This is a genomic window from Alicyclobacillus sp. ALC3, from assembly GCF_028751195.1.
GTDB lineage: Bacteria > Bacillota > Bacilli > Alicyclobacillales > Alicyclobacillaceae > Alicyclobacillus_L.
In genome coordinates, this window is the sequence record NZ_CP066784.1 from 1,290,827 (window position 1) to 1,316,372 (window position 25,546).

At 56.4% G+C, this 25,546-nt stretch carries 24 protein-coding genes; 9 read left to right on the forward strand and 15 right to left on the reverse strand.

Going from position 1 to position 25,546, the window contains the following annotated elements; translation table 11 throughout:
• Positions 1–105: 105 nt before the first annotated feature.
• The 6 genes from JC200_RS06220 to JC200_RS06245 form a co-directional block, all read right to left on the reverse strand.
• Positions 106–474 carry a DUF423 domain-containing protein gene (locus JC200_RS06220; RefSeq protein WP_274435337.1) on the reverse strand — a complete coding sequence of 123 codons (369 nt, stop codon included), beginning with the start codon at positions 472–474 and terminating at the stop codon, positions 106–108.
• A 237-nt stretch (positions 475–711) separates the two neighbouring features.
• Entirely contained in the window at positions 712–1,392 is a 681-nt protein-coding gene (gene bshB2 / locus JC200_RS06225; protein ID WP_274435338.1) for a bacillithiol biosynthesis deacetylase BshB2, read from the reverse strand.
• 67 nt (positions 1,393–1,459) lie between these two features.
• Positions 1,460–1,810, reverse strand: a complete 351-nt coding sequence (locus tag JC200_RS06230; protein WP_274435340.1) for a YojF family protein — start codon at positions 1,808–1,810, stop codon at positions 1,460–1,462.
• A gap of 138 nt (positions 1,811–1,948) precedes the next feature.
• Complete coding sequence (locus tag JC200_RS06235; RefSeq protein ID WP_274435341.1) at positions 1,949–4,087, reverse strand: HelD family protein; 2,139 nt, start codon at positions 4,085–4,087, stop codon at positions 1,949–1,951.
• 110 nt (positions 4,088–4,197) lie between these two features.
• Positions 4,198–5,481, reverse strand: a complete 1,284-nt coding sequence (locus JC200_RS06240) for a hypothetical protein (protein ID WP_274435342.1) — start codon at positions 5,479–5,481, stop codon at positions 4,198–4,200.
• A gap of 30 nt (positions 5,482–5,511) precedes the next feature.
• Positions 5,512–6,246, reverse strand: coding sequence for an SGNH/GDSL hydrolase family protein (locus JC200_RS06245; protein ID WP_274435343.1), 735 nt, complete (start codon positions 6,244–6,246; stop codon positions 5,512–5,514).
• On the opposite strand from JC200_RS06245, the gene JC200_RS06250 reads away from it, so the two are divergent.
• Together JC200_RS06250 and paaI are read left to right on the forward strand one after the other, a co-directional pair.
• Entirely contained in the window at positions 6,215–7,474 is a 1,260-nt protein-coding gene (locus tag JC200_RS06250; RefSeq protein ID WP_274435344.1) for an acyltransferase, read from the forward strand. The genes JC200_RS06245 and JC200_RS06250 overlap by 32 nt on opposite strands.
• A gap of 123 nt (positions 7,475–7,597) precedes the next feature.
• Entirely contained in the window at positions 7,598–7,987 is a 390-nt protein-coding gene (gene paaI / locus JC200_RS06255) for a hydroxyphenylacetyl-CoA thioesterase PaaI (RefSeq protein ID WP_274435345.1), read from the forward strand.
• Here paaI and JC200_RS06260 read toward each other — a convergent pair.
• Complete coding sequence (locus tag JC200_RS06260; RefSeq protein WP_274435346.1) at positions 7,932–8,714, reverse strand: SGNH/GDSL hydrolase family protein; 783 nt, start codon at positions 8,712–8,714, stop codon at positions 7,932–7,934. The two genes, paaI and JC200_RS06260, sit on opposite strands and share 56 nt — an antisense overlap.
• Positions 8,715–8,954: 240 nt before the next feature.
• On the opposite strand from JC200_RS06260, the gene JC200_RS06265 reads away from it, so the two are divergent.
• Together JC200_RS06265 and JC200_RS06270 are read left to right on the forward strand one after the other, a co-directional pair.
• Positions 8,955–10,280, forward strand: coding sequence for an ATP-binding protein (locus JC200_RS06265; RefSeq protein ID WP_274435347.1), 1,326 nt, complete (start codon positions 8,955–8,957; stop codon positions 10,278–10,280).
• 54 nt (positions 10,281–10,334) lie between these two features.
• Positions 10,335–11,342 carry an NAD(P)/FAD-dependent oxidoreductase gene (locus JC200_RS06270; RefSeq protein WP_274435348.1) on the forward strand — a complete coding sequence of 336 codons (1,008 nt, stop codon included), beginning with the start codon at positions 10,335–10,337 and terminating at the stop codon, positions 11,340–11,342.
• Here JC200_RS06270 and JC200_RS06275 read toward each other — a convergent pair.
• Entirely contained in the window at positions 11,287–11,484 is a 198-nt protein-coding gene (locus JC200_RS06275) for a YwbE family protein (RefSeq protein WP_274435349.1), read from the reverse strand. The genes JC200_RS06270 and JC200_RS06275 overlap by 56 nt on opposite strands.
• Positions 11,485–11,546: 62 nt before the next feature.
• On the opposite strand from JC200_RS06275, the gene JC200_RS06280 reads away from it, so the two are divergent.
• The 3 genes from JC200_RS06280 (at position 11,547) to JC200_RS06290 (ending at position 15,168) form a co-directional block, all read left to right on the forward strand.
• Positions 11,547–13,289 carry a PHP domain-containing protein gene (locus tag JC200_RS06280; protein ID WP_274435350.1) on the forward strand — a complete coding sequence of 581 codons (1,743 nt, stop codon included), beginning with the start codon at positions 11,547–11,549 and terminating at the stop codon, positions 13,287–13,289.
• Between the two features lie 125 nt (positions 13,290–13,414).
• On the forward strand, positions 13,415–13,870 hold the full coding sequence (locus JC200_RS06285) for a MarR family winged helix-turn-helix transcriptional regulator (protein WP_274435351.1): 456 nt from the start codon (positions 13,415–13,417) through the stop codon (positions 13,868–13,870).
• A 152-nt stretch (positions 13,871–14,022) separates the two neighbouring features.
• Positions 14,023–15,168: an MFS transporter gene (locus tag JC200_RS06290; RefSeq protein WP_274436480.1), complete on the forward strand. Its 1,146-nt coding sequence runs from the start codon at positions 14,023–14,025 to the stop codon at positions 15,166–15,168.
• A 125-nt stretch (positions 15,169–15,293) separates the two neighbouring features.
• Here the strand turns inward: JC200_RS06290 and JC200_RS06295 are convergent, their stop codons facing one another.
• From JC200_RS06295 to JC200_RS06320, 6 genes are all read right to left on the reverse strand, one after another.
• On the reverse strand, positions 15,294–16,217 hold the full coding sequence (locus tag JC200_RS06295) for a heme o synthase (RefSeq protein ID WP_274435353.1): 924 nt from the start codon (positions 16,215–16,217) through the stop codon (positions 15,294–15,296).
• A 117-nt stretch (positions 16,218–16,334) separates the two neighbouring features.
• The gene (locus JC200_RS06300; protein ID WP_274435355.1) at positions 16,335–16,670 is read right to left on the reverse strand and encodes a cytochrome o ubiquinol oxidase subunit IV; all 336 of its coding nucleotides are present in this window, start codon (positions 16,668–16,670) and stop codon (positions 16,335–16,337) included.
• On the reverse strand, positions 16,671–17,303 hold the full coding sequence (locus JC200_RS06305; RefSeq protein ID WP_274435356.1) for a cytochrome (ubi)quinol oxidase subunit III: 633 nt from the start codon (positions 17,301–17,303) through the stop codon (positions 16,671–16,673).
• A 2-nt stretch (positions 17,304–17,305) separates the two neighbouring features.
• Positions 17,306–19,270 (reverse strand): cbb3-type cytochrome c oxidase subunit I, encoded by a 1,965-nt coding sequence (locus JC200_RS06310; RefSeq protein ID WP_274435357.1) that lies wholly within the window; start codon positions 19,268–19,270, stop codon positions 17,306–17,308.
• Between the two features lie 19 nt (positions 19,271–19,289).
• Positions 19,290–20,261, reverse strand: coding sequence for a ubiquinol oxidase subunit II (locus JC200_RS06315; RefSeq protein ID WP_274435359.1), 972 nt, complete (start codon positions 20,259–20,261; stop codon positions 19,290–19,292).
• 790 nt (positions 20,262–21,051) lie between these two features.
• The gene (locus tag JC200_RS06320) at positions 21,052–21,726 is read right to left on the reverse strand and encodes a response regulator (RefSeq protein ID WP_274435360.1); all 675 of its coding nucleotides are present in this window, start codon (positions 21,724–21,726) and stop codon (positions 21,052–21,054) included.
• A gap of 542 nt (positions 21,727–22,268) precedes the next feature.
• Here JC200_RS06320 and JC200_RS06325 point away from each other — a divergent pair.
• Both JC200_RS06325 and JC200_RS06330 read left to right on the forward strand, forming a co-directional pair.
• Entirely contained in the window at positions 22,269–22,949 is a 681-nt protein-coding gene (locus tag JC200_RS06325; protein WP_274435362.1) for a peptidoglycan-binding domain-containing protein, read from the forward strand.
• A 17-nt stretch (positions 22,950–22,966) separates the two neighbouring features.
• Complete coding sequence (locus JC200_RS06330; RefSeq protein ID WP_274435364.1) at positions 22,967–23,635, forward strand: ferric reductase-like transmembrane domain-containing protein; 669 nt, start codon at positions 22,967–22,969, stop codon at positions 23,633–23,635.
• Here the strand turns inward: JC200_RS06330 and asnB are convergent.
• Positions 23,579–25,495, reverse strand: coding sequence for an asparagine synthase (glutamine-hydrolyzing) (gene asnB / locus JC200_RS06335; RefSeq protein WP_274435365.1), 1,917 nt, complete (start codon positions 25,493–25,495; stop codon positions 23,579–23,581). The genes JC200_RS06330 and asnB overlap by 57 nt on opposite strands.
• Positions 25,496–25,546 lie beyond the last annotated feature (51 nt).

A 25,546-nucleotide genomic window follows, 5' to 3' on the forward strand; every position in this document is an offset into this window, starting at 1 on the left:
CTGCTCATCATAGCGAAATAAGCATAGCACACTGGTCCCCCGTATGAAAGCGACAACGGCTGGAAACCCTCTAGGCATCACGAGAGGAGGCCGTAACGGCACAGGTTAGGCGTGTAAGGCCGCGACGATGAATAACACCCAACCGGCCATGAAGGCAAGCCCGCCAAACGGCGTGACAATTCCAATCGCTTTGCTACGGCTGCCCGTCAGTATGTACAGACTGCCTGAGAACAGCACGATGCCAACTGTGAACAACCACCCTGCGAACGTCAGAGGCGGTGTCACGCCTTTGATCGCAGCCAGAAAACCAACTGCGAGCAACGCCAATCCGTGGTACATTTGGTACTGTACTCCAGTCTGATAGACTGCCAGTTTCTCGGCTGTCACCTTGTCGCGCAGCGCGTGCGCTCCAAACGCGCCAAGTGCAACCGCAACCCCTGCGAACACAGCACCAAGTACCAAAAATGTATGCATGGCGAGCCACTCCTTTCCGAATCGGTAGCATGGGAGGTGAATGAAATCCCAAGAGAACGAAAACCGACACACAATGATGCGAACAAGACACTCCCCCGCGAAGAACACGATGAACGCATTCCCGGCGAAGACCAGCGCAGTGAGAACCGCAACGATGAAAAAAACGCCTGAACAAGTCACCCCGGGTCAGCACACTGCGGCCCGGGTATTGACTGTTCACTCTGCGGCGTAATCCACCTAGTCTCCGAAATTGTAGATCCAGTACACTTCTCGGCCAAGGCGCTCTTCTATTTCGCGCCGAACAGCTGCGTCTGTTCCAGCCCCTTCTTCCATACGCTTTAACATCGCTTCTGACTGTGACCGATGTGCACGCATCGCTTCAATCTTCGTGTCAAGCACTTCGCTCACGTCAAGGTCAATGTGCGGCGCACCGAGCACTTCGCGGGCGTCGCGGGTGACCGCCGAGCCCCACAGTACAGGCCGCTGTTCTTTGGGAATGCGGCGCATCGCGCGGACGGTCGCCTCCGACATTGCATCATGGTCGGGATGCACGCCGAGCTTCGGATAGTAGGTGATAACGAGAGACGGATTGGTCTCTGCAATCACCTCGCCAATCCGGTCCGCGACCACTTCCGGATCCTCAAACTCCACAGTCTTATCGCGCAGACCAAACAGTCGCAAGTCGCGAATACCGAGCACAGTGCAGGCGTCGCGCAGTTCCTTTTCGCGAATTTTCGGCAGCGACTCGCGTGTCGCGAACGACGGTTTACCCATGTTGCGCCCCATCTGCCCGAGCGTGCTGCAAATCAGCGTGACCGGTGTACCCAGGCGGGTTTGCATCGCAATCAGGCCAGCCTTTCCGAACGTCTCGTCGTCCGGGTGCGGATACACAGCCAATATGTGGCGTTCCTTCTCCATCCTCAGTCCTCCTCGTGACGTTCCTGTCTTAGCCGCAAAACTGTAGGGTCACGGCTAACAGCACTTGTTACATTTCAAACGGCTGGTGACTCAACTCCAAGGCGACGGCCAGCCGGCCATCTGGGTCGTGGCCGACCAACAGCAAACGGCCCTCCCCGTCGACTTCCCAGTCGGTCAGCCCTTGTGCATAAATCCAGCCGTTGTCCATCTTCAGGCCGACACGGTAAGGTCCGTCTCCTTCGATCGAACCGCGATTGAACTTGACCAGTCCATTTCTTATATAGGCACTTACAGCCATCGGCGCTTCTTCTCGCAAAGCTGCATACGCACCGTTGGTTGTCTCAAGGTGCAGGTACACTTCTTCGTTAACGAAACCCTGTAACGCCTCGTGTACCGCCTCCCGGCGAATTGGTTCCATGGATTCATCCCCCGTCTAAGCCAGAGTCACGCCAGCGCCCAGCGGGCGCCGACACTTTGTACACAGTCCATGTTACTCTACCACAAGTGGATTCTCCAAGACTCACGCATTTGCGGCCTCTGCTTGGGTGTTGCCTGCTCAGAGCGCTTCCACACTCGGCAACAGCGGCGACGGGCGTTCTGTGTACTGCAGCCGCAACTGATGCAGCGCCCGGGTGCAAGCTACGTACAACAGGCGCCCAGAAAATGGAGTCTCGTCATAGGACATGTCGTCTGTATCGACCAGCAACACCGCGTCGAACTCCAGTCCTTTAGCCAAATACACGGGCAGGACTGACACTCCACCTTGGTAGTGTGACTCGTCGCCTTCAATCCGGTATGCGTCTACTCCAGCTGCCGTCAGTGCGTCGTGAAACGCCGCGACATCCAAGGTTCGCCTGCAGATCACGGCGACCGTGTGCGCTTCTTCTTGCATCTCTAGGACTGCCTGCACAGCCCGGTTCAGGCGTTCCTCACTTCGCAGTGCCTCCACCTTCACCGCTCGCCCACTACGGAACACTGGCTTCGCCTGTAGGAAACCCGGAAAGCGCGCAACGACTGCGTTGGCAAACTCAATGATTTCCGTCGTTGAGCGGTAGCTGACATCCAGTTGGAAATAGGCGCGCACGTCTTCGTCGAACAGGCGCAGAAACGGATCCCACGCCGTGATCCCTTGGTCGGTGTGAATGCTTTGGCCAAGGTCGCCGAGAATCGTGATCGATTGGCTCGGACAGTACCGTTTCACGACTTCAATTTGCAGCGGAGAGAAGTCCTGAGCCTCGTCAATCACGACGTGATCAAACCGTTGTGTCCCATCCACGCCGAACAACAGGGTGTGCAGGTAGACCATGCCCGCTACTTCTGACGCTTCCACGAGACTGCGGCCAGGAGCCGACGTAGGCGCACCCAGACGGCCCGCAACAGTGGAGGTCAGACCTTCTGCGGCTGCGACCTCACGGTACAGGGCTACCACGTCGAACGCAGCCCACTTCTTTGAGTAGGCGCGGAAGCGAGACGAGGCCTGTTTGCGCTGGTTTGCTCGCACAGTCGCAGAACTCTGTCGCTTGAGTTCCATCTCGTACCACCGCTTGACGCGGGCAAGCACGCGCTCGCGCCGCTTGGCTGGTGGCAAGTGCCCATAATCCCCTGCCCACCAAGCTGCGATGGCTTGTGCAGGCAACGCAGCCCCGTCCCACGGTTCGAAGTCGGCTTCAGGCACACTGTTCTGCTCGAGTTGTGCAACATACTGTTGAAGCTTTTGCGCAAACTCGACTGATCCCTTGTATTGAAGTCGTCTGCGCTCAGCTTCATATGCCTCGTCGCGTGGCCGGTCAAACCAGGAAGCCAACCGCTCAGCCGGGTCAGCGAGTTTCATCCGGCCACCCATTTGTTCCATGGCCCAGCTGTGGAACGTGGTCTGGCGAATGCCGCCGACACCGAGTTCCGGCAGCACGTCCGAGATGTACTCCAAGAACATCGCGTTCGGCGCAAAAATCATCATCCGTTCTGCTCGCAACCGGTCTTGGTACTCATACAGAAGGTACGCCAAGCGGTGCAAAGCTACGGTAGTTTTTCCGCTCCCAGCAACACCCTGAATCACCATGGCGCGTTCCCGCGGTGCGCGGATGATGCGGTCTTGTTCCGCCTGAATCGTCGAGACGATGTCGCGCAACCGGTTATCTTTTTGTTCCGCCAGTCGATAGAGGAGAAATTCATCAGTCACTGACAGGTTTTCTTCGCCGCGCACGAAACTGTCAACTGCCCGCTGCAAATTCGAATCGCGGATGACAATGTTGCGCTTCAGATAGATCTCGCCTGTCACTTCCCCTTCCGGGGATGTGTATGAAGTTTCTTGCTCAGCGCCCGTCGCCGCGTAGAACAGTCGCGCCACAGGCGCACGCCAGTCCACCACCAGCCGTTCCACGGTCCCTTCGGCTTCTACACCGCGTTTGCCAATGTAAAGTGGCGTTGGCTCCAGTACCCCAACTTCCGCAAAGTCAATTCGCCCAAAGTACGGCTCCCGCCTCGCCACGCGCAAATCCCGCAGGCGGTCTCCACGCAGACGGGCCACAGCTACCTCCGCAACCTCGTCCGCCGTCTGTGCTTCCACGTCGGTTGTGTCGCGATCACGGTCCTTGTCATCTCCGTAGGCCTCGAGCCGAACCAATTGCCTGTCAATTTGTGCAAGGACGTCAGAGAGTCGTGTCCGTTCTTCCACGATCGGGTCTTCCGTCGACAACTGCACATCCCCCCTGTGCTGCGAAAGCCTGCTGGCGGCTGTGTCACAGAAACTATATTTTACACTAATGGCTGTTGCACTGGTACTACGGATTTGCTGGTCGTTCCCAGCTAGACGACGGCGTAGCCGTGTGTGAACGACACGGTCAGCAGGCAGCCAAAAAGTGCCGACACGAAGAGGACGCCGACAACGGCAGTCCGCCGACTCGCTATCGGCAGCCAAAACAGCGGGCCTGCAAGCGCTGGCCAGCACATACAGAGCAACCGAAGCACGCCGGAAATCGGAGTGCTTGGCACATACGATGTCAGTCCAATCAACACCCACGCAAAAGCGAACAGGCCACTCTCCAGCGAACGCAGGGTAAGCCCGGAATGTGGCGCCCAGACATCACCTGTGCGAGCAAACCAAAGCACAGAAAGTACGTAAGTTACAGATAACAGTGTTGCAAACAGAGCCGCCAACGGCAACAAAGGTGCTTGCTGCAGGTGGAGGAACTGTTCAAAGAGACTAAAGCCCGGAATGCGCCATGTGTGTCCCCATATTCTCTCCGCGCGGAACATCGCGAGCGGCGCATGAAAGCGCACGCCTAGATAGGCTGAGAAAGACGCCCAACCGGCAAGGGTCGAAACTGTATAAGTGATGGCTCGCAGCCACTGGCGAAGGCGCAGATAGCGCAAGCCAAAAATGATGACGAGAACTCCTAGCTCGTGACTAAGTCCGGCGCCAAAAGCGGCAGCGCAGGCGAGCAGGTGATAATAGGGGCCTACGTTCGCGTCGGCAACTGCACGCGAGACCGCGAACAGGCAGAGGAGAGAGAAGAAAATCACATAGACGTCAGAGTAAAGCGCCGAGTCAAACACCATTGCTGGCGACAGCGCGCAGAGTCCGACCGCAACGGATGCTTCCCATGGCCGCAACACGTTGCGAAACAGTCGATCGGCAATCACAAGCGCTGCCAGCAACACAAGGTTCCCCACTGCAACCGCCAACACCGTGCCAAACGCATGCACAACGAGCGGCACCAGAGGAAAAAACGCCGCCCCCTGAAGGGGTGCTAGCGGTAACGGGTTGCCACCTAGAGCGAGCGGTGCTTGGTCCGCCAGCGGAATGGCGTAGCCGAAATGGCCAAGTAATGAGTACCATACGCCGTCCCACTGCACAAAGGCGTCAATAAAGGTGTGCGTCAGGTGCGTGTAATACTGCGTGTGAGGCACAGGAACCCGAGCAAGGACAGCGACCAGTAGTAAGTGGACGGCAAACCAGACAAAGGGCGCCCATGGGTAGCTTTGCAGTCTGTCCCGTCTGTCGCTATTCACGACAGCCGTCACGAGTAAGCCATCTTTGGCTGCAGTGTGATCAATGAGGAAGGCCCCTTTCCTCCTCATCTTTACCACGACGGTTACTCAGATTCCTGCAACCCGCTGTTACAAGTTAAGGGACGCGCGCAAGTAGGGTTGCAACAAGTCTTCTGCCAACAATTGACCAGCCAGGCGGTGACCTGCTCGGTTGGGGTGTGCCCAGTCTGCTGAGTAGGGTCGATACGTTTGACTACGTGCCATGAGTGTCGCTTGCATTTGCGAAAATAAATCGATGACATGTACGTGCTGGTCACGCACAGCGTAGAACTCTGCATCGCGAAGTTCCGCTTGCATGTACTGGTGCTCAAGCGGCCAACCGTTAGTCGCCGATGCTTTGGTTACAGGTGGCGTGACGAGTAAAACGTCCGCCCCCGCTTGTCTCGCCACGGCAATCTCGTTCAGCATGGCCGCGTCATACGCAGACATGGGGGTATGTTGGTGCACATCGTTCAGCAGCCCCCAGGACAAGATAACGATATCCGGATGAGCCATGCGAACCCAGCGCTGATATCGCGCCCAACCGATACCTACGGCTGTTTCGCCCGGTATTGTGTGGTCTGACACCTTAAACGCCTGGCCTGTCGCTGCGTGAACGGTTGCCAACGCTCGCTGCAGATAGCTGTCTCGATGCGGGTCTAACCAACCGTGTGCCGCTGAGCCCCCAACCAACAAGACCCGTCTCACAGGTAACACGGCCGTGGCCGTCGCCGAACACGGCGGCACTGCAGCTAGTGTGACGAGCGCCACACTCAGAATGAGCAGGTTCTTTGTGAGCCGCATCAAACCGCGGGTACGCGACAAGGTGAAGTCTCCTTTCAGAGCATCTTCGAGATTTGGACTCTTGTTCGGTGTTCACCCGGTATTCACATGGTTGACAACGATGGGGGTGACAAAACTGGGGCGACCTCATCTATACGAAATTGACCTGATGCGCAGTTGTGTAATTCTCGGGGTGGTGTGCGTCCACCTGACGTCATACTTTTCTCAGTTCGCGCAACCGCTATCCGGGAGTCGAACAGCACTCGACATGTCACTCGTCGTGCTGCACTACACACGAGAAGTGTTTATGTTTATTACCGGACTGGTATTGTTTTATACGTATTACGACAGACCACACCCACCCGTACTCTCGTTCTGGCAGAAGCGCTTCAAACTCATCGTGATTCCGTATTTGGCGTGGAACCTGATTTACGTTCTGTTCGAGGGCACGTATATTCGACACTTTACCTGGAGTGCTGCCGACGTCTGGACAATGTTCTGGATGGGCGTCGTCAAAGGCAACTTGTTTTTCCTCTACTACCTCCTCGTCACGATGCAGTTTTACGTCGTATTTCCACTTCTCTGGAAACTGTTGAAACGTTTCGAACAGCAGCAGGTCGCGATTGTCGTCGCGAGCTTTGTCCTACAGTTGGTCCTCATGGCCACCGAGGAGTACCTCGTGCCGAGGTGGCAGTCAAATCCGACTCTGCCCACGTGGGTCCATGTTTTTCTCGGCTACGAGGACAGCTTCGTGCTGTCTTATCAGTTCTGGTTTATCGCCGGGGCAGTCGCTGCCGTGCACTACACCGCCGTGCAGACTTGGCTCCGCACGCATACGCGCGCTGTGCGCTGGGGGCTTGTCTGCGCAATTCTCGGCGCGTGGACCTGGTTCGTGATTGCGCGCTGGGGACTCCATCAGTCGGAAGCCGACCTAATCACTGTGTTACAGCCCGTGATGGTGCCATACAGCCTCATCGTCGGGGGGGCGTTCCTCACACTTGGCGTCGCTTGGTCCAAACGTCGCACAGAACTCCCCCGATGGACGAAGCTGATTCAGTTCTTTGGGGGAGCCTCGTTCGGCATTTTCCTCATTCATCCATTAGCGCTTCACTTTGTCGAACAACTTGGCTACCGTTGGTACTTCCCGATGCCTCTACACTTGTTTGAACTGCCGCTCTCCATCGCGGCAGTCTATGTATCGTCAGGCATTGTGGCGCACTGGGTCGGCAAAGTGCCAGTTCTCAGCTACATTGTCGGAAAGAAAGGCTAAGCTTGCGGCGACTGCCACAAGAGTCCACCAAATCCGGACAGTTTCTACCATTTGCGAGATGAGTCGACGCCGCGATGTGAATTTGATAGCATCAACTCCATACGCAACAAGGAGGACAAACAGGTGGCAACACTCGATGCATTTTCGACGGCGCTTGGCATGAGCGTCGTGCAAGTGGCAACTGGTGAGGCAACGGTCGCAATGACCGTTCGCGAGGATATGACGAATGTACACGGAACCCCGCACGGCGGCGCCATTTTCAGTCTGGCAGACAGTGCTTTGGCACTGGCGAGCAACTCTCATGGCACGGCAGCTGTGGCTCTCGACGTCTCCATTACCTACTGCAGGCCCGCACCCGTCGGGAGCATAGTGACAGCCCGCGCTGTGGAGGACAACCTCACGCGCAGCACGGGCCTCTACACCATCACGGTGACCGGCGAGGATGGAAAACTCATCGCTACGGCGCGGGGGACAGTGTTCCGTACAGGTCAGCCTGTGCCGTCCCAGGTGTAGGGTAGCTTTTCCACGCATCCAGAGAACGGAGTCCTTCCCGAACTACTTTACTCAACCACTCGTAGCCTTGCGCCGTGAGGTGAATCCCGTCAGGACTCATGAGCGGCGCATCTTCTTGTGGCGCGCCCTGATACGCAGCGCGCAAGTTGATGGAGTCCACCCCCAGCTTGGCAATCAGTCCCTGCAACGCCTCGTCGTAGCTGCGGTGCCATGGCTCAATCCCCCCACAGCAGGCGATAAAATGCGCAATCTGTTTCCCATATGTCTTGGCTATCGTCATGTAGTAGCGCGCCGGGTCGGTCGGCAGCAACGTCAGGACTAGCGGTACTGCGCCCGCATCACGGACACGCTCGACAATTTTCGTCATGTTCTCTACATATCGTTTCAGTGGGACGACAGCTATATGCTCCTCGTCAGGGGCTTGTGCAATCTCATTCCAGTGAAAGGTCGAGTCGTTGGCGCCGATCTCAATCACAACGACATCCGGTTGAAGAGCAATAACGTCCTTCTCGAGGCGGCGGACGAGACCATCCGAATTGTCGTTGAAGACACCCCGGTTCACCACTTCGATAGCTTCCTCTTTGTCGGACCTTTCCGCCCCTGCCTGTCCTGCCATTGATAGCCCTGCCTGCAGCAGTTTCGGATACGTTTCCCGCAGGATGTGCAACCCGCCGTTAATCCAGGTAACGCCGCGGGTGATACTGTCACCGACACACACAATCCGCATGATGTCTATCGCTCCCATCCAGCTCTATACGGATCGATTGTACTCCTCTGTTGCCGATAACGCCCGTCCACAGAGACTACCCACGGTGTTCACTGGTCCACCTGTACTCATACCTTTCGCCGTAATCACCCAGCAAGCTAGGGGACAGTGAGACTGCCAGCAGACGGACAACCAGTGCAGTTTTTAAAAATAGGAGTATAATCCTACTAATTGGTTGAAAAGTCCCGGAAGGGTGATCCCATGGCCCATACGCACCTTATGCCCCTCACGGAGACGCTGCAGGTTGTGAACGGCGCGCACATCCTCTACGTCTACGAAGACGAGAATGCCTATCTAGACAATGCGATGTCTTTTATCACAACAGGCATCGCCCAAGGTCAACACACGGTCTTCGTCGTCGATCAGCACGTTTACGACCGCATCGTCAAGGAATTGAACCCGGACCACCGACCCTATGTCCACTTTACCGAGGCAAATGAATTCTACCTCAGACACGGAGATTTTGATTTTCGCCGAGTGCTCGACAACCTCCAAAACACCATCAAACCGTTTGTCACCAGTGAACAGTCGATTCGCATGTGGGGGGAGGTTACGCTCACTGCAGCCAACTTCGAGACCCCTTTGGATGAGTACGAGACAGAGTGCGACATCACGGTTAGCGAACTCGGATACATCACGGTCTGTGCCTACAATGGGCGCCGAATAGCGGCGTCCGTCCAGACGCGGCTGATGAAGTCACACCCTTACTTAATGACGGACGACGCGTTGGTCACCTCTGGCCTGTATCGAGACCGTGACCAGAAGACCCCCCTCCCTGCTCTGACAAGCCGTGCGCATCTCGAGTCCGAAGTCGAAATCATTCGCCGCAAACTCGACGTGGCTCACGTCGTCTCTCACGAAGTGCGCAATCCCCTCACTGTCATTCGCGCCTACGCCGCAATGCTGCTCTCAGACGAACAGATAGCAGACAGGCGTAACAAGCTCAACAAAATCCTCGACTACTGCACCGTCATCGATCACGAACTCACACACATCATCACGACTGAGCAAATGCTGTTGACCGAGTCGCTGTGGACGAAGCGTTTAATTCGCCCAGTGCCTGTGCTGCTCGACGTGATCGACATTATGTCAGCGAAAGCTCGGACACAGAACATTCGGTTCGAGCACAATCTGACGATTCCGGACCAAACACTGATCGTCGCCAACAACATGGGTCTGCAACTGGTTGTCTCGAACCTAATCAGCAACGCGATTAAGTACAGCAGCGAAAACTCAGTCGTTCGCCTCGTTGGCGGCATCGAGGACAACCTCTTGGTGTTGAGCGTGATTGACCAAGGGACAGGCATTCCGGCTGAGCGGCTCGACGCGCTGTTTGAAAAGTACGAACGAGCGGACGACGAGCGCAGCGGACAAGGGATTGGGCTCTTTATGGTAAAGGAGATCACGGAAGCGTTTGGGGGTAAGGTGCGAGCGGAGAGCGAAGTTGGCGTGGGTTCGTGTTTTCAGGTCGTACTGCCGTGCGCGTGTCCATCAGCCGTGGCTCCGGGAACCAAGCTCACTTCTTGACCGGCTTGAAATGGAAGCTCAGTGCTTCGGGTATACTCCTCCCGGAGGGATGTTATGGAGACGCGCCCGGAACACATCTACGAATGTATTGTCGTCGGTGGGGGGATAGCTGGGCTGCAGGCTGCAATTCAACTCGGCCGTTACCAGCACGACATTTTGGTCATCGACGGCAACCGCGGTCGTTCCACGCTTTGCCGCAACTACCACAACTTGCTTGGCTGGCCGGACGGCGTCAGTGGACTTGAACTCCGGCGACTCGGCCGCAGCCAGGCTTTGCACTACGGCGTGCAATTTCGCTCGGACGTCGCTGTCAACGCGAATCGCCTCGGCTTTGCCCGATTTTCCCTTGACACCGCGACCGGAGAGCGCCTGTTCACCGAGACCCTCCTGTTTGCAACTGGCATTACCGATGCCGTGCCCGCTATCCCAGGCTTGGTTCCGGCACTAGGCGACACTGTGTTTATCTGTCCGGACTGTGACGGGTATGAAGCCATCGACCGGAAGACCACGGTACTTGGCAGCGGTGACGCGGGTGCAGCTATGGCCCTGGAACTGCTCTACTTCACAAAGCATTTGGTGTTCGTCAACCACCACGCTGAAGCTGTCGCAGACAGCTTGCAAAAAGCTTTGGCGAACGCCAACATCCCCCGCATCGACGGCGACATTCTACAGGTCGAAGCCGGTGTCTCCGGTCCGGTGCGAGTGACTCTTTCCGACGGCCGCAGCTTGGAAACAGAGCGTTGTTTCCTCGCCTTTGGCGGGAATCAGGTCGAGTCGGAACTGGCATCATCGCTCGGTGCGCAATGTGAGACCAAACACCACTTAGCTGTTCACCCCCGCACCAAACAAACGACAATGCCCAACCTGTTTGCGGCAGGAGACGTCGTCGCACACTCGGAGCAAGTCAGCATCGCGATGGGTGACGGTGCAGGGGCCGCGATTTTCATTCACAAGGCTCTGCTCGGAGAGCATGTCGACGTCTGCCAGATGCCTTCTCCCAATCAGGTCACTCGAACGTCGCCTGCACACGCCCGACCTGGCCGTCTTGCAACCGAACCTTGATGCCGTGGGGATGAGTGGGTGACTTTGTCAAAATATCTTTGACCACACCGCGCGTGCGAACTCCCGTCGGCTGGTCCTTTTTCAGCACGATGTCAACAGTTATTCCGGGCCGGATGTCTGCTCTCCGTCGGCCGTCTGCCATGACTGGCACCTCCTCGTGTAGGATAGAGACAACAACACAACCATTAAAGGGTGAAATGGACCATGGACAAGCCAGAAGTTGTCCGTTGCCTGCGCCTTGCGAACGATCTGTGGGCAATTGAGGGCGCGAACCCGTTTAGCATCCGCGCGCATGAGCGCTCCGCAGCGGCAATTTGGGACTCCCCACTTGACCTGGAAGCCATTCTGGCGCTACCGCCAAGCTCAATTCCGGGCGTAGGTAAAGAAACGCTGGCGATGGTTCGTGCCCTACAAGCTGGGGGCTTACCGGCACTGCTGGACCGCCTGCAGATTACTATTCCCTTATCCGCAGCTGAGCTCCTGCACCTGCCTGGCATTGGTCCAAAGACAGCACACCAACTTGTCCACCAACTGGGCATCGACAGTGTCGGCGCTCTGGCGCGTGAGTTCGCCGCCGGTCGCGTACAGCAAATTTCTGGCCTTGGCCCGGCAAAACTAGCTCGGCTGAAGCGCGACCTCGAGGTGATGCTAGAACGCCAGCATTCGATCCCGATTGCTCTCGCCACCCCAGTCGCCGAGGAAGTCGTCGCTGCCCTGCAGGGAATGCCGGGCGTGCAGCAAGCGGTCGCAACCGGCGCGCTGCGGCGCGGTGTTGTTTCTATACCCGTAATTGAAGTTCTGGTTGCCTCCGACGACGCCAGCAGAGTCCGGCAGTGGGCGAAAGACCACTGCCAGCACAGCCGGGATACAGCTGACGAGCGAGACGACAGGCTGCACATACAAGTGCAAACGGCCGCAGAAGCAGTTCCTGTCACCATTACAGTGACAAGCGTTGAACAGTTCCCAGGGGTCTTGTTTCGATCTACTGGCGACGATACGCACCAACAAGTCATTGACGAGATGCTCCACGAACAGGGAATCTCCTGGACAGCTGACGGCCGATTGCAGCCAACTGACAATACTGCGGGCGCTTCTAAGCGCGGCATGCCAACCTCGGTTCAAGACGAAGGCGACATCTACGCGCTTGTCGGCTTGCCTTGGCTGCCGCCCGAGCTCAGAGAAGACAAAGGCATGTTGCAAGACCCCTCACAGCTCGTCGAACCAAGTGACATTCGCGGTGACTTACACGTACACAGTACATGGAGCGACGGTTCACAGTCTATCCGTGAGGTGGCAGCAAAAGCCGAATCACTCGGCTATGAATACATCGCTATCACGGACCACTCACAGTCTCTGACGATTGCGAACGGATTAACCCCTGAACGCGTCGCCCTACAGCAGCAGGAAATTGCACAAGTACAGACAGAGACCCCCGTGCGACTCCTGTGCGGAACCGAAGTCGACATCCTCGCCGATGGACGGCTTGACCTTCCTGACGACACGCTGTACAGCCTCGACCTCGTGGTCGCATCCGTGCACGGTGCCATGCAGCAGTCGGCGCAGCAGATGACCGAACGGATCCTGAGCGCGATTGAACACCCAGCCGTACACATCATCGGTCACCTGACGGGTCGTATAATTGGCCGACGCGCGGGGTACGAAGTGGACGTGGAAGCCATCCTCCAAGCGGCAGTGCGCCACGGTGTCATGCTTGAGTTAAACGCCAATCCAAACCGCCTCGACATCTCCGAAGTGTGGCTTCGCCGCGCACAGGCTCTCGGTCTCCTTGTCCCGATTGACACGGATGCCCACCACCAGAGGGAGTTCGCGCACATGGCGTACGGAGTGCGCATGGCTCGTCGCGGTTGGTTGCGCCGAGAGACTGTCTTCAACGCGCGGCCGCTCGCCGAGTTGCTGCCTAAGTTACAAAAACAGAATCGCCACTGACGCCAATATCCCTCTCGGACGCCAGGCAGTGGATGTCACAAGTAGTTGTGTCATACAATCATGTAATTGTATAATACAACTTGTAGGCCGCTCAGCTTTCTGCGAACACCCGCAGATTTCTGACCATGCACCGAAGGGAGGAATTCGCCATATCAGATGCCCAAGATGACATCGGCATTGCCCTCGTTGAACACCAAGTCGCTATTCTCGTTCGGCGGGCTGCAGTGGCAAGTCGCCGATCGGGCGAACTCGATCGCGCAGTCTACCTGCTGCTGCGACGCCTGGAAGAAGGCGGGCCGGCTGGCGTGAAGGCCATCGCTGACGAGTTTCACCTCGATGTCTCCACCATCAGCAGGCAAGTGACGGCGATGGAAGCCAAGGGTCTGATTGGCCGGACGCCAGACCCTGATGACCACCGAGCGTTCGCACTCACACTGACCGAAGTGGGCCGGGAGGCACTGGAACACGAACGAACTGCACGCATGGTTCGTTATCGCCGGCTGCTCAGCGGCTGGAGCGAAGAGGAACGCAAGCTGTTCGGCACTCTGCTGGCACGGCTAAACCACACGTTCCTTGATTGACTCGATGTAGTCTGTTGCACAGCGACAGTGCGCGCGCACCGGCTGCTAGGACTCGTTATTTTTTTGCAAAGGAGATTCAGCTGACTTTGAATCCGACTACTGAAGGCAATTTATCACGGGCAGGCCACGGCCACCTCACACCCGGGACGAACATCTGGCGCCAACCGCTGGCGGTGTGGGCGGTCGCTTTTGCCTGCGTGATCGCGTTCATGGGTCTCGGTCTGGTCGACCCGATTCTTCCTGAAATCGGTAAACAACTCGGCGCGACACCGGCCCAGGTGGAACTCTTGTTTACCAGTTACAACTCCGTCATGGCGCTCGCGATGCTCATCACAGGAGTCATTTCGAGTCGATTTGGACCGAAGACGACCCTGCTCACTGGACTATTTCTCATTGTCGGCTTTTCGTATTTGTCCGGCCACTCTCCGTCGGTCTGGTGGATTGTCGGTTTCCGGGCTGGCTGGGGCCTTGGCAATGCCATGTTCATTGCGACCGCCCTGGCCGCAATTGTGGCAGCAGGCACCGCCGGCACGGCGGGCTCCGTGATTCTCTATGAAGCGGCGCTCGGACTGGGCATTTCCTGTGGTCCGCTGCTCGGTGGCGCACTCGGCAGCCACAGTTGGCGGTGGCCGTTTTACGGCGTATCGGTGCTGATGGCCTTCGCCTTTATCGCCATCGCGATTCTTTTACGCGGCGTGCCCAAACCACAGCACCGCACTTCCGTGATGGACCCGCTGCGCGCGCTCTCCCACCGCGGTCTGCTCAGCATCGGCGTCATGGCGCTGTTGTACAACTTTGGCTTCTTTACGCTGCTCGCCTACACGCCATACGTCTTGCCGAAACTGAACGCCCATGGCATCGGTTTTGTGTTCTTTGGCTGGGGCGTACTGCTGGCGATTTGCTCCGTGTTTGTGGCACCACGGCTCGCAGCGCGGTTTGGTACGCTCAAGACCACGTACGCCATGTTGGTGCTAATCGCACTCGACCTCTTGGCAATCGCGATTTTTACCGAGTACCAGACAGTCGTCATCATCGCCGTGATTGTCTGTGGCGCATTCCTTGGCATCAACAACACGCTTGTGACGACTGGCGTCATGAACGCCGCGCCGATTGAGCGGTCGACGGCCTCCGCAGCGTACAGCTTCGTGCGATTTATCGGCAGCGCAATCGCACCTTGGCTTGCAGGGAAACTCGGCACCCAAATCAGCCCCCACCTCCCGTATTACGTTGGTACAGCTGGAGTGCTGCTCGGACTTTGGGTCCTGTTCTCGGGGCGGCGCTTCTTACAGTCCATCTAGACCGCACCCCATCTAGACCACACTCCCTCGCGAGCGTGCAAAAGACCCCTCGTGGCAGCGACTTGTTCGCCAACGAGGGGTCTTGTTTTAGGCAAAGACGTATCTAACCAACCCTTCACTGCCAGTCAAAACTGACAGAGCACAATCGCCAAGAAGATGGCTGGTACATAGAGCAAAGATGCGAAGAAGGTTCGTTTGGCCCACTTCATTTCGTCATCCGGCGCTGCCAGCAACCTCAAATTGATAACGAGAAATGCACCGCCTTGAATCACGGCTACCGCTGCATAGATCAGCTTCGCATGTACCGACGGCAACAGGGCTAGTGATGCAGCGAGCAACAGTACTGCGTAAACAGACATTTGCCGCTTAGTCGTGCGCGACCCGCGGCTGACGGGCATCATGGGAACGCCGGCCCGCTTGTAATCCGCATTTTTGTACAAAGCTAGTGCCCAGAAGTGTGGCGGTGTCCACAGAAAGATGACGGCGAACATCAGCCACGCTGTCAGGCTTACATGTCCCGTGACAGCTGCCCAGCCAACGAGTGGCGGGAATGACCCGGCTCCGCCCCCGACCACAATGTTCTGCGGTGTGTGGCGTTTAAGAACCATCGTGTAGAACCAGGCATAGTAAACATACCCGGCGAGACAGAGTCCGGCAGTCAACCAGTTGACGCCAAAACCGAGTACCAGCACAGATGCCAAGCCAAGCGCCAAACCAAAAGCGAGAGCCCGTCCAGGCGCAATCACTCCGGCCGGTAGCGGCCGACGGGAGGTGCGCGACATCACTGCGTCGATGTCGCGGTCGTACCACATGTTGACGGCGGCGGACCCGCCGGCGGACAACACCAGACCAATCAGTCCCAACAAAGCATGGCGCCACTCAGGTACGCCACCAGCAGCCACAACCATTGCGGCAGCTGCGGTGAACACCAGCATCACCGCGATGCGTGGTTTGGTCAATGCGACGTACGCTTTGAGCGTGTCCATGAACGTCGGTTCCACCGGCCTCGTCTTGAGGGGGGAAGTGTCTACCATGTCAGCGACACTCATGGAATCACATCCTTGTTCGTTGTAGGTTGAGGGGACACGCAACTTCTCCAGTATACATCAGGCGGGGGCCCTGCGCCGTACGCAGTCCCCCGCCTGGATTGTGATCAACTGAAACAATTACGACACTTGCGCCATGAACGTCGGAAAGCCCATGATCCAGATCGACATTAGCGCAATCGCGAACGTAAAAATCAACCCAAGGAGCAGGAATACGGAATGCCAGGGTGGGCCGTCCCCTTCCGTCACGTGCATGAAGAAAAACAACTGAACGACAATTTGCATACCAGCGAGAACAGTCAGCACGACCACCAGCGGGCCAACCCGCATCGAATGTGTCAGAGCGAGCAGAAACGCAATTGCCGTCAACACCAGTGAGGAGAGGTAACCGACAATGTACTTGGTGGCCGAGTGCTGAGGCCCGCCCCCGCCACTGACGTTTGAGTGAACTGCCATCTACATCACCCTCCCAGACAGGTAAACGATTGTGAAAATGAACACCCAAACGACATCGAGGAAATGCCAGTAGAGGTTGACGACGAACACCTTGCGGGCGGTGACTGGCGTGATGCCTCGCTTCGCCACCTGAACCAGCGTCAGGAACATCCAAATCAGCCCGATTGAGACGTGACTTCCGTGTGTGCCGACGAGGGTGAAGAAGGCCGACAGGAAAGCGCTACGCTGCATCGTCGCGCCGATAGCCACGTCAGCAACAAACTCCTTAATCTCAAAACCGATGAAGGCGAGGCCAAGCGCAATCGTGACACCGAGCCAAATCATCAACCACTTCTTGTTGCCGTTTCGCATCGCCAACGTCGAGAGCCCACCCGTGAAGCTGCTCGTCAAGAGGAACAACGTCTCGAGCGCAAAGCCAGGTACGTCGAACAGTTGCTGCGGTGTCGGCCCGCCGTCTGTGTGCGTACGCAACACCAGGTAAGTGGCGAACAGACAACCAAAGAGCAACATGTCGGTCGCAAGGAACAGCCAGAACCCGAGAATCTTGACCGACTGGTTGTGATCCCGATACTCGAGCGGCTGGTCACTAGAGGCCACGGCCGGATGCGCGTGCGTCAAATCGATCGTAGACATCCTTACAACCTCCCTAGTGCCGCTTCTGTCTCGCGGACCTCTTCGGCTGGAATGTAATACTCGTCGTTGTACTCAAGCGCTCTCGAAACCATCAACGCCGCAACGCCAGCGAGTCCGAGGATAGCAATCGGGATGACAGTGAACACAAAGCCAAAGCCTGTTACAAAAAACGAAAGCCCCATCAAGAACGGCTTTGCCGAGTTCTTCGGCATGTGAATCGGAGCAATATCGTCTGCTGCCGGCCTTAGTTCTTCTTGGCGCCCTTGCTGCTTGAGTTCCCACCAAGCGTCGCGACTTTCAATGGTCGGAATGACTGCGAAGTTATAATGTGGGGCCGGTGACGGCAGAGCCCATTCGAGTGTACGGCCGTCCCACGGGTCTCCTGTCAAGTCACGCTCGCCGTGTTTGAGGCTGTAGACCACTTGAATCACGATGAACAGGAAACCGATACCCATGATGTACGCGCCGATGGTGGAGATGAGGTTCAGCGTGTTCCACCCCATCGTCGCAGGGTACGTGTACATCCGGCGCTGCATCCCCATCAAACCGAGCGCGTACTGTGGCATGAAGCAGACGTAAAAGCCGATGTTGAAGGTCCAAAATGCCCAGTGGCCGATCCGCTCATCGAGCTTGAATCCGAACACCTTCGGCCACCAGTAGTACATGCCGGCGAGCATGCCGAACACGACACCGCCAATCAGCATCTGGTGGAAGTGTGCGATGAGGAAGTAGCTGTTGTGGTATTGATAGTCGGCAGGTGCAGCTGCCAGCATAATGCCGGTCGCACCGCCGATTGCAAAGGTTGGGATAAATGCAAGCGTCCAGTACATAGGCAGGGTCAAGCGGATTCGGCCCTGATACATCGTGAACAACCAGTTGAACACTTTGACACCAGTCGGAATACCGACCAGCATGGAGGCTATCGCGAAGAAGGTGTTGACGTCGGCCCCCGCCCCCATGGTGAAGAAGTGGTGCGCCCAGACGAAGTAACTGATGACACTGATGAGCAAAAGTGAAGTCACCATCGAGGTGTAGCCGAAAATTCGCTTGCGCGAGAACGTCGCCACTACCTCAGAGAACACTCCGAAGGCAGGTAAGATGACAATGTAAACCTCGGGGTGGCCCCAGATCCAGAACAAGTTGACAAACATCATTGGGTCGCCGCCGTGCAACATCGTGAAGAAGTGCGTCCCTACAACACGGTCCAGCAACAACAGCGCCAAGGCAATCGCTAGTGCCGGAAAGGCAAAGATGATGACCACAGAAGCCGCGAGTACCGACCATGTGAAGAGTGGCATCCGCATCAGTTTCATGCCAGGTGCACGCATCTTAAAGATGGTAGCAAGGAAGTTGATGCCTGTCGCAATACTGCCAATACCTGAGATTTGAATCGCCAACAGGTAGTAGTTCTCACCAGGCCCGAGGTCAAATCCTAGCTCGGTAAGCGGCGGGTAACTGGTCCAGCCAGCGTCCGGAGAGCCACCGAAGACGAACGACAAATTGAACAGCATCGCGCCAAAGAAGAACAGCCAGAACGAAATGGCGTTTAGATAGGGAAAGGCAACGTCGCGTGCACCAATCTGCAGCGGCACGACTATGTTGAAGAGTGCAAAGATGAACGGCATAGCCATAAACAGAATCATGATGGTGCCATGCGTCGTGAAAATCTGGTCGTAGTGCTCTGCCGTCAAGAAATGGTTGTTCGGCGCCGCCAGCTGCGTACGCAAGAGCTCAGCGTCCACACCGCCGCGGAACAACATCAGCAGTGCGGCAATCAAATACATAATGCCAATTTTCTTGTGGTCGACCGTGGTGAGCCACTCTGTCCAAAGCCACTTCCACTTGTGGAAGTAGGTCAGAGTAGCCACAATGCCGATTGACGTGAGGAGGATAAGCACATCCGAACCCCAGATCATCGGGCCTTCATTCCACATTAAGTATTTGGTCGCGAATTCGTGGAACGACATCGTGTTCGCTCCTCTCCAGTTATTTCGAAGTGGACTTGCTTTCCCTGCTCAATTTCGCGCTGGTTGTCGTCTTCGCAGCGGTGGACATGCCGTTCATAACCGACCCCGTCTGGCTCATCATGTTCGGCATATAACGCCCACCCTCAGCCCAGATGGTGCTGTTAAACAGGTTCCGCGGGAAAGAACGATATGATAGATTGCCAGTCTCGCCAGGCTGCTTCAATTTGTCATAGCCTGCCATGGTCAGCGACGGAGAACTCGACTTGACCTGCTGCACCCAACTATTGAAGTTCGCATCGGACGTTGCGATCACGTGGAAGTCCATGTGCGCGAAGCCCTTGCCTGTGAAGTTGGCACCATGGCCGTAGTATGTACCAGCTTTGTCAGCTTCGAGCCATAGTCGCATCGCCATACCAGGCATCGTATACTCCTGTCCGCCTAGCTGCGGGACCCAGAAGGAGTTCATCGGGGCATCCGCGGTGAGTTCAAACTGGATCGGAACTCCGGTTGGAATTTTCGCGTAGTTGACGGTCGCGATCCCCTGATTTGGATACTGGAACAACCACTTCCAGTCCAGCGACGTGACCTGAATCGTGAGTGGGTTTACTTGTTTTGACTCGGCCGGTGGTTTGGTAAGGGCGAACGTGGTTTTTGCCGTGAATACGCTGATAATGGCGATGATGACAATCGGGATGCCCCACCATACGTACTCGAGCACCTTGGACTCTGACCACTGTGGCCGGTACGGCGCGGTGTTCCCCGGCTTGTCGCGGTAACGCAATACGATGTAAGCGAGGAGAATGATTACAGGGACGATGACGATTCCGGTCAGCACGGCAGTGAGGATGATGAGATGCAGTTCTTCCCGACCTACAGGCCCGGCTGGATGAAGCACCATGTACTGTGGTCCGCAACCGGACAGGAGCACTGCTGCTGCCACAGCAGTAAACACGGCCGCTTTCCAACGGTGGGACTCGTTGCTCTTACGCAATGCCATTCACTCCTTCTCGACGGGGTCATCGTGCTTGGCGACGACAGAATCGCGCGCCACACCACAGGCGGGCACACCACAGCGGGCACACCACGTGGTTTACTCATGCTAGCGGTACAATCGTACGTCTTCACATGAACTGCGAGTCAGGCCCAAGTGAGCTAACTACACTCGTCCAAACCGCTCATACCGCCTACGTTGGTTTGAACTAGTACAGATGAACTAGCCGGGATTGAGGGCAGGATAAGATGAGGATAGTGTCACGCTACGGAGCGGAAGATAGGTGTCAATTTGACACTTACCTGTGAATGAGTGAGCATGCGTGAGATATCGCTTAATCGGGAGGGAGTGACATTTCGACACTCTCGGAGTCCAAACGCCCCGTCCCGTCGTCCGACAGCGACGCTGGCGTCGCTACCTTCTATCCTTTGCCAACCCTACCGAGCACGTGGCGCCATATTGACGCTATCACTCACGGGATCGCGCGCCCATTTGCGACATTCTGGCGGTATTGAAGCCGTAGCGCACTTCGCAATGCGCCGTTTGCCGCATGCGCTATATCCACGCCGGTCCGTGAACTTGATCCCGAGGGCATTAGGCCCGGTCTGACGATGGTTTGGAACGCCTCGGCAACCAAAGGGCTGCCCCTAGTGCATACGCACCTGTGGGACAGCCCCTGACCAAGTCAATAAGTTTGTTCGCATCGTGAAGCCGCCATTGCGAGCAACTCGTGCGACGTCTGCCGAGCCGGCAATGACCAACTACTCCCGCGCCAAGTACTCTACACCAACTACTCTGCGTTCTCGCTTTCAGCGTAACCTTCACGGAGCGCAAAGGCGGCTGCTTGGACACGATTGTTTAGGTGCAGCTTCTCGAGAATGTTGCGCACGTGGTTGCGGACGGTATTCTCACTGATAAACAGAGCAGACGCGATGTCCCGATTCGTAGCGCCGGTGCTAAGCTTGCGTAGAACCTCAAGTTCGCGGTCAGTCAGAGCATCGACCGGAGGTGGCGTCTTCTCTTGCTTCGGCGTCGAGAATTCGGTAATGATGTGCATGGCCAAGTCGCTCGGTATCACCGGTTCGCCCAGGTAGACACGGCGAATGCTTTCCATCACAGCGCTGGGATTTGCGTTCTTGAGGACATAGCCGGAAGCGCCGTTTTTTACGGCTTCAAACAGTGACTCTTCCGCTCCGGAGACCGTCAGGATGAGAATTTTCACTTCCGGGTTCTGTTGCTTAATTGCGCGAGTGGCCTCAAGCCCACCGCACACAGGCATGTTGATATCCATCAAAACGACATCTGGACGAACGGCCGACGCACGCTCAATGGCGACTTTGCCGTTCTCAGCTTCGCCCACCACTGCGATGCCAGGGGCTTTACCAAGAATCGCGCCGACGCCTTGCCGAAATAGTTCGTGATCGTCAACAAGCAGAACACGAATTTTCGATTCCTCAGTTCTCATCGTCACTGGCCCCTTTCAGCAAGGCACGACGTGCACGACACAAGGTGACGCACAGGTGGCCACACATTGCATTGCGCTCATGATACCGCCGCAGGGATCCGACTACATGACCAATTGTTACGAACAGTTCACAGTCCGTTCATACCATATTTGTAGTCCATATGAACTAGTCCCTCCAAGGCTACCCCGCACTACCCGCACTACCCGCACTACCCGCACTACCCGCACTACCCGCACTACCCGCACTACCCGCACTGCCAGTCCTCACCGGCGACGAAGCAATGCGCTTTTGACCGTGAGCCAGTGCTTCTTCGCGAGTGTTCCCCCATGTGCCATTTCGAACCGCTCGGTAGTACACATTGAATTGACAACGACAATTCATGCTCCTCCACCTCGCTGACTCTTCACCCGATAGGAAAATTTTATATCATGAGTAGTGGCACTGTCTCGAGAATATTTCAACTTTGCTCTGCTACGCTCCAAGGTATCTTGACGCAATTGTCACGCAACAACAGACGTGACGCAGGGAGGATAACAGTCCAATGAGTGTCCAGGGACCGGGTGCGAATTCGCCCGCACGGGACTTGCAAAAACAACTCGCCAAGGAACGCCGTGAACGACGTTTGCACCGCGCCATGATCACGATGTCGTGGACCACACCCGTACTCGCGTTTGGCGGTTTCTTCACCATATGGCACCAACTGAGCACGACGCTGACGCCGTATACGAGCAAGTCGACTGCATCGACCGGAAGCCAAGCGGGATCGACCGCAACAGTCTCATCGAACAGCCCGATTGTGCTTGCAGAGGGTGCTACTGGGCAGAATGTCGAGATTCTTCAATACGCTTTGGCGCAACTCGGATACTTCAACCACACCCTGACAACTTATTACGGCTCCGTCACTGCCAATGCCGTGAAGGCTTTCCAACAGGAAAACAACCTTCCAGCGACCGGGCAACTCGATGAACAGACGCTGAGCGCCCTGCAAGCTGCTCTGAATCAAACCTCCAGGCGAGGCGGCGAGAGCGCTAGCGGGAGCGGAGACGACGGAGGATACAGTGGCTCAGGGTCAGGGGCATCCGGCGGGAGTTCAAGCGGGAGCTACTTCGGATCGAACGGCGGCAACGGTGGCAGCAGCAACGGTGGCAGTAGCAACGGTGGAGCAACCGTCAGTCCCCCTTCTACTCAGCCGTCCGTCGCATCATCGGCGTCCACGCCGTAAAAGGGGGTGACGTATGCGTGGAACTGATTCATGAAGAGCAAAGGTTTCCGTTTGTGCTGGCTCTCATCTTGAGCGCAATCGTAGTGGCGTTTGCGTTCTTTTTCACCCATCTGGTCAACCCTGCACCCGCCACAAAAAATCTGACCTACTGGTACATGGCTAGGTCAGCAGGGTTAACAGCGTACATTCTGTTGGCACTGTCCGTACTGCTCGGTGCCTCGACGACTCGTTCCCTGTGGGACCGCTGGCGCCTGCGCAAATTTGTCACGCACATACACCAGTACTGTGCCCTGCTGGTCTTCCCATTTTTGTTCTTCCACCTGTGGGGGTTGCACCAGGACACAAGTATTGTGTTCAACTTGCCTAACTTGCTGATCCCGTTTTTCCAGACGTACCGCCCCATCCCCGCGGGACTGGGAGTTCTGACGCTCTACGGATGGCTGCTCATCGTCGCGACTTCGTACTTGCGCGAGCGCATCACAGTCGGTGTGTGGCGTTCGATTCACTACATCTCGATTCCGATGTTCATCGCTGTCACGATGCACGGTCTGCTGACGGGGACGGATACAAGGCAACACTGGGCGCTTGCGATTTACATCATTCCGTCCGCCCTGTTTGTGTTGTTGATGTTACGAGGTCGCAGCCGCCCTGCTGGTCCGCGTCTCGACAAAGCGTCCGCGCGCTGACGCCAACGTCCCTTCTACAAACACATCGTACCAAAGCATGAAGACAATCACGACCCACAGCTCACGTGAGTAGTCCCTTGCGTGGGCTTTGTGCTGGGCAAGCAGGTGTTCGACGTATGGCATGTTAAAGTAAGACCTCGCGCCCGACGTCGCCATCAAGTCCTGTACGTACTCAAACAATTCGTTTCGCAGCCACCCCCGAAGCGGAATGGGAAAGCCAAGTTTCGGCCGACTGCGAATTTCCTCCGGCACAATCTCTTTGACAGCTTCACGCAACACATACTTCGTCGTCTGGTCGTTCACGCGAAAACGAGTCGGAATGCGGGCGGCAAACTCAAATACGTCGCGATCAAGAAACGGAACACGCAGTTCGATCGAGTTCGCCATCGTCATCTTGTCAGCCTTCATCAAAATGTCTCCCGGCAGCCACGTGTGCATATCGATGTCCTGCATCCGCGTAATGTCGTCGAGATGGCGCGTTCGCGCGTAGTAAAAATCGGTCACCGCGAAACAGGACTGGAGTGATGCGAGAGGCACATTTTGACTCAACAGTTCGGCCTTTACGCTGTCCGAGAAAATTTTCGCATCGCCGATAAATCGGCGTTCAAGGTCTGTTGTGCCCCGTTCCAGAAAGCTACGGCCCTTCAGTCCGTACGGCAGAGCCGCCGCGACGCGGTGCAGAGCTTTTTTCTGCCACCCTGGCATGCTCTTAAAACCGCGCAGGGACATTGGCTCGTGATAAATCGGGTAGCCTCCGAAAATTTCGTCGGCGCCCTCCCCTGACAACATGACTGTCACCTGCTCGCTTGCCAGCCGTGAGACAAAGTAGAGAGCAATGGAACTCGGGTCTGCAACAGGGTCTTCCTGGTAATAGACAAGTTTTTCAAGCTCATCCCGATAGTCGGCAGCTGTTATCTTGATGCTATAGTGCTCCGTGCCAAGGGTCTTTGCAGTCTGCGCCGCGTACGGCAGTTCATCGTGATGTGTCTCTGGGTTGTCAAAGCCGATTGAAAACGTCTTGACTCGCTCCTGCCTGTTCAGCAGCGACGCAATGACGGTAGAGTCCACGCCACTGGAAAGGAACGCTCCACGCGGGACGTCTGCCCGGGAGTGCCGATTCACGGACGCCGTCAAATGGGCTGCAATGCCTTCCGTAAAGGTCTCAAACGAGACCGAGTCGTCTGGTTCAAACTCTGCCCGCCAGTACTCGTGAAGAGTCGCTTGCCCATCGCGAATTTCAAGGTAGTGGGCTGGTGGCAGTTTGGAAATTCCCGCAAACATCGTGCGCGGGTCCGGGACGTACTGAAACGACAAGTAGTGGACAAAAGCCTGCATGTCCACCTTTGGGTCGACATACCCGGAGGCAAGCAGACTCTTAATCTCGGACGCAAATACCAATCCGTCTGGCGTGTCTGCGTAGTACAGAGGCTTAATGCCAAAGTAATCCCGCGCCAAATAGGTGCGCTGTTTTCTAGCGTCGTATATCGCAATCGCGAACATACCACGCAGACGGTCAAGACACTCAATACCAAGCTCTTCGTAGAGATGGACTATGACTTCTGTATCGCAGTGAGACCGAAATTCGTGACCACGCCCCACAAGCTCTTGGTATAAAACGTCATAGTTATATATTTCTCCATTAAAAACAATCCACACCGACCCGTCTTCATTGCACATCGGCTGGTGACCGTGCGCGAGGTCGACAATGGACAAGCGCCGAAAACCAAACCCAATATGGTCTTGCATGTGAAATCCTTCATCGTCTGGGCCACGGTGAATCATCATGTCCGTCATGGCCCGGAGCACAGTTTCTTCCACAGGGTTTGCGTGTTTCCCCACCACACCGCAAATTCCGCACATCAGGCAAAATCTCCTTTTGATGTTTAAGGCAACACGCGCCGCCAGGGTTAA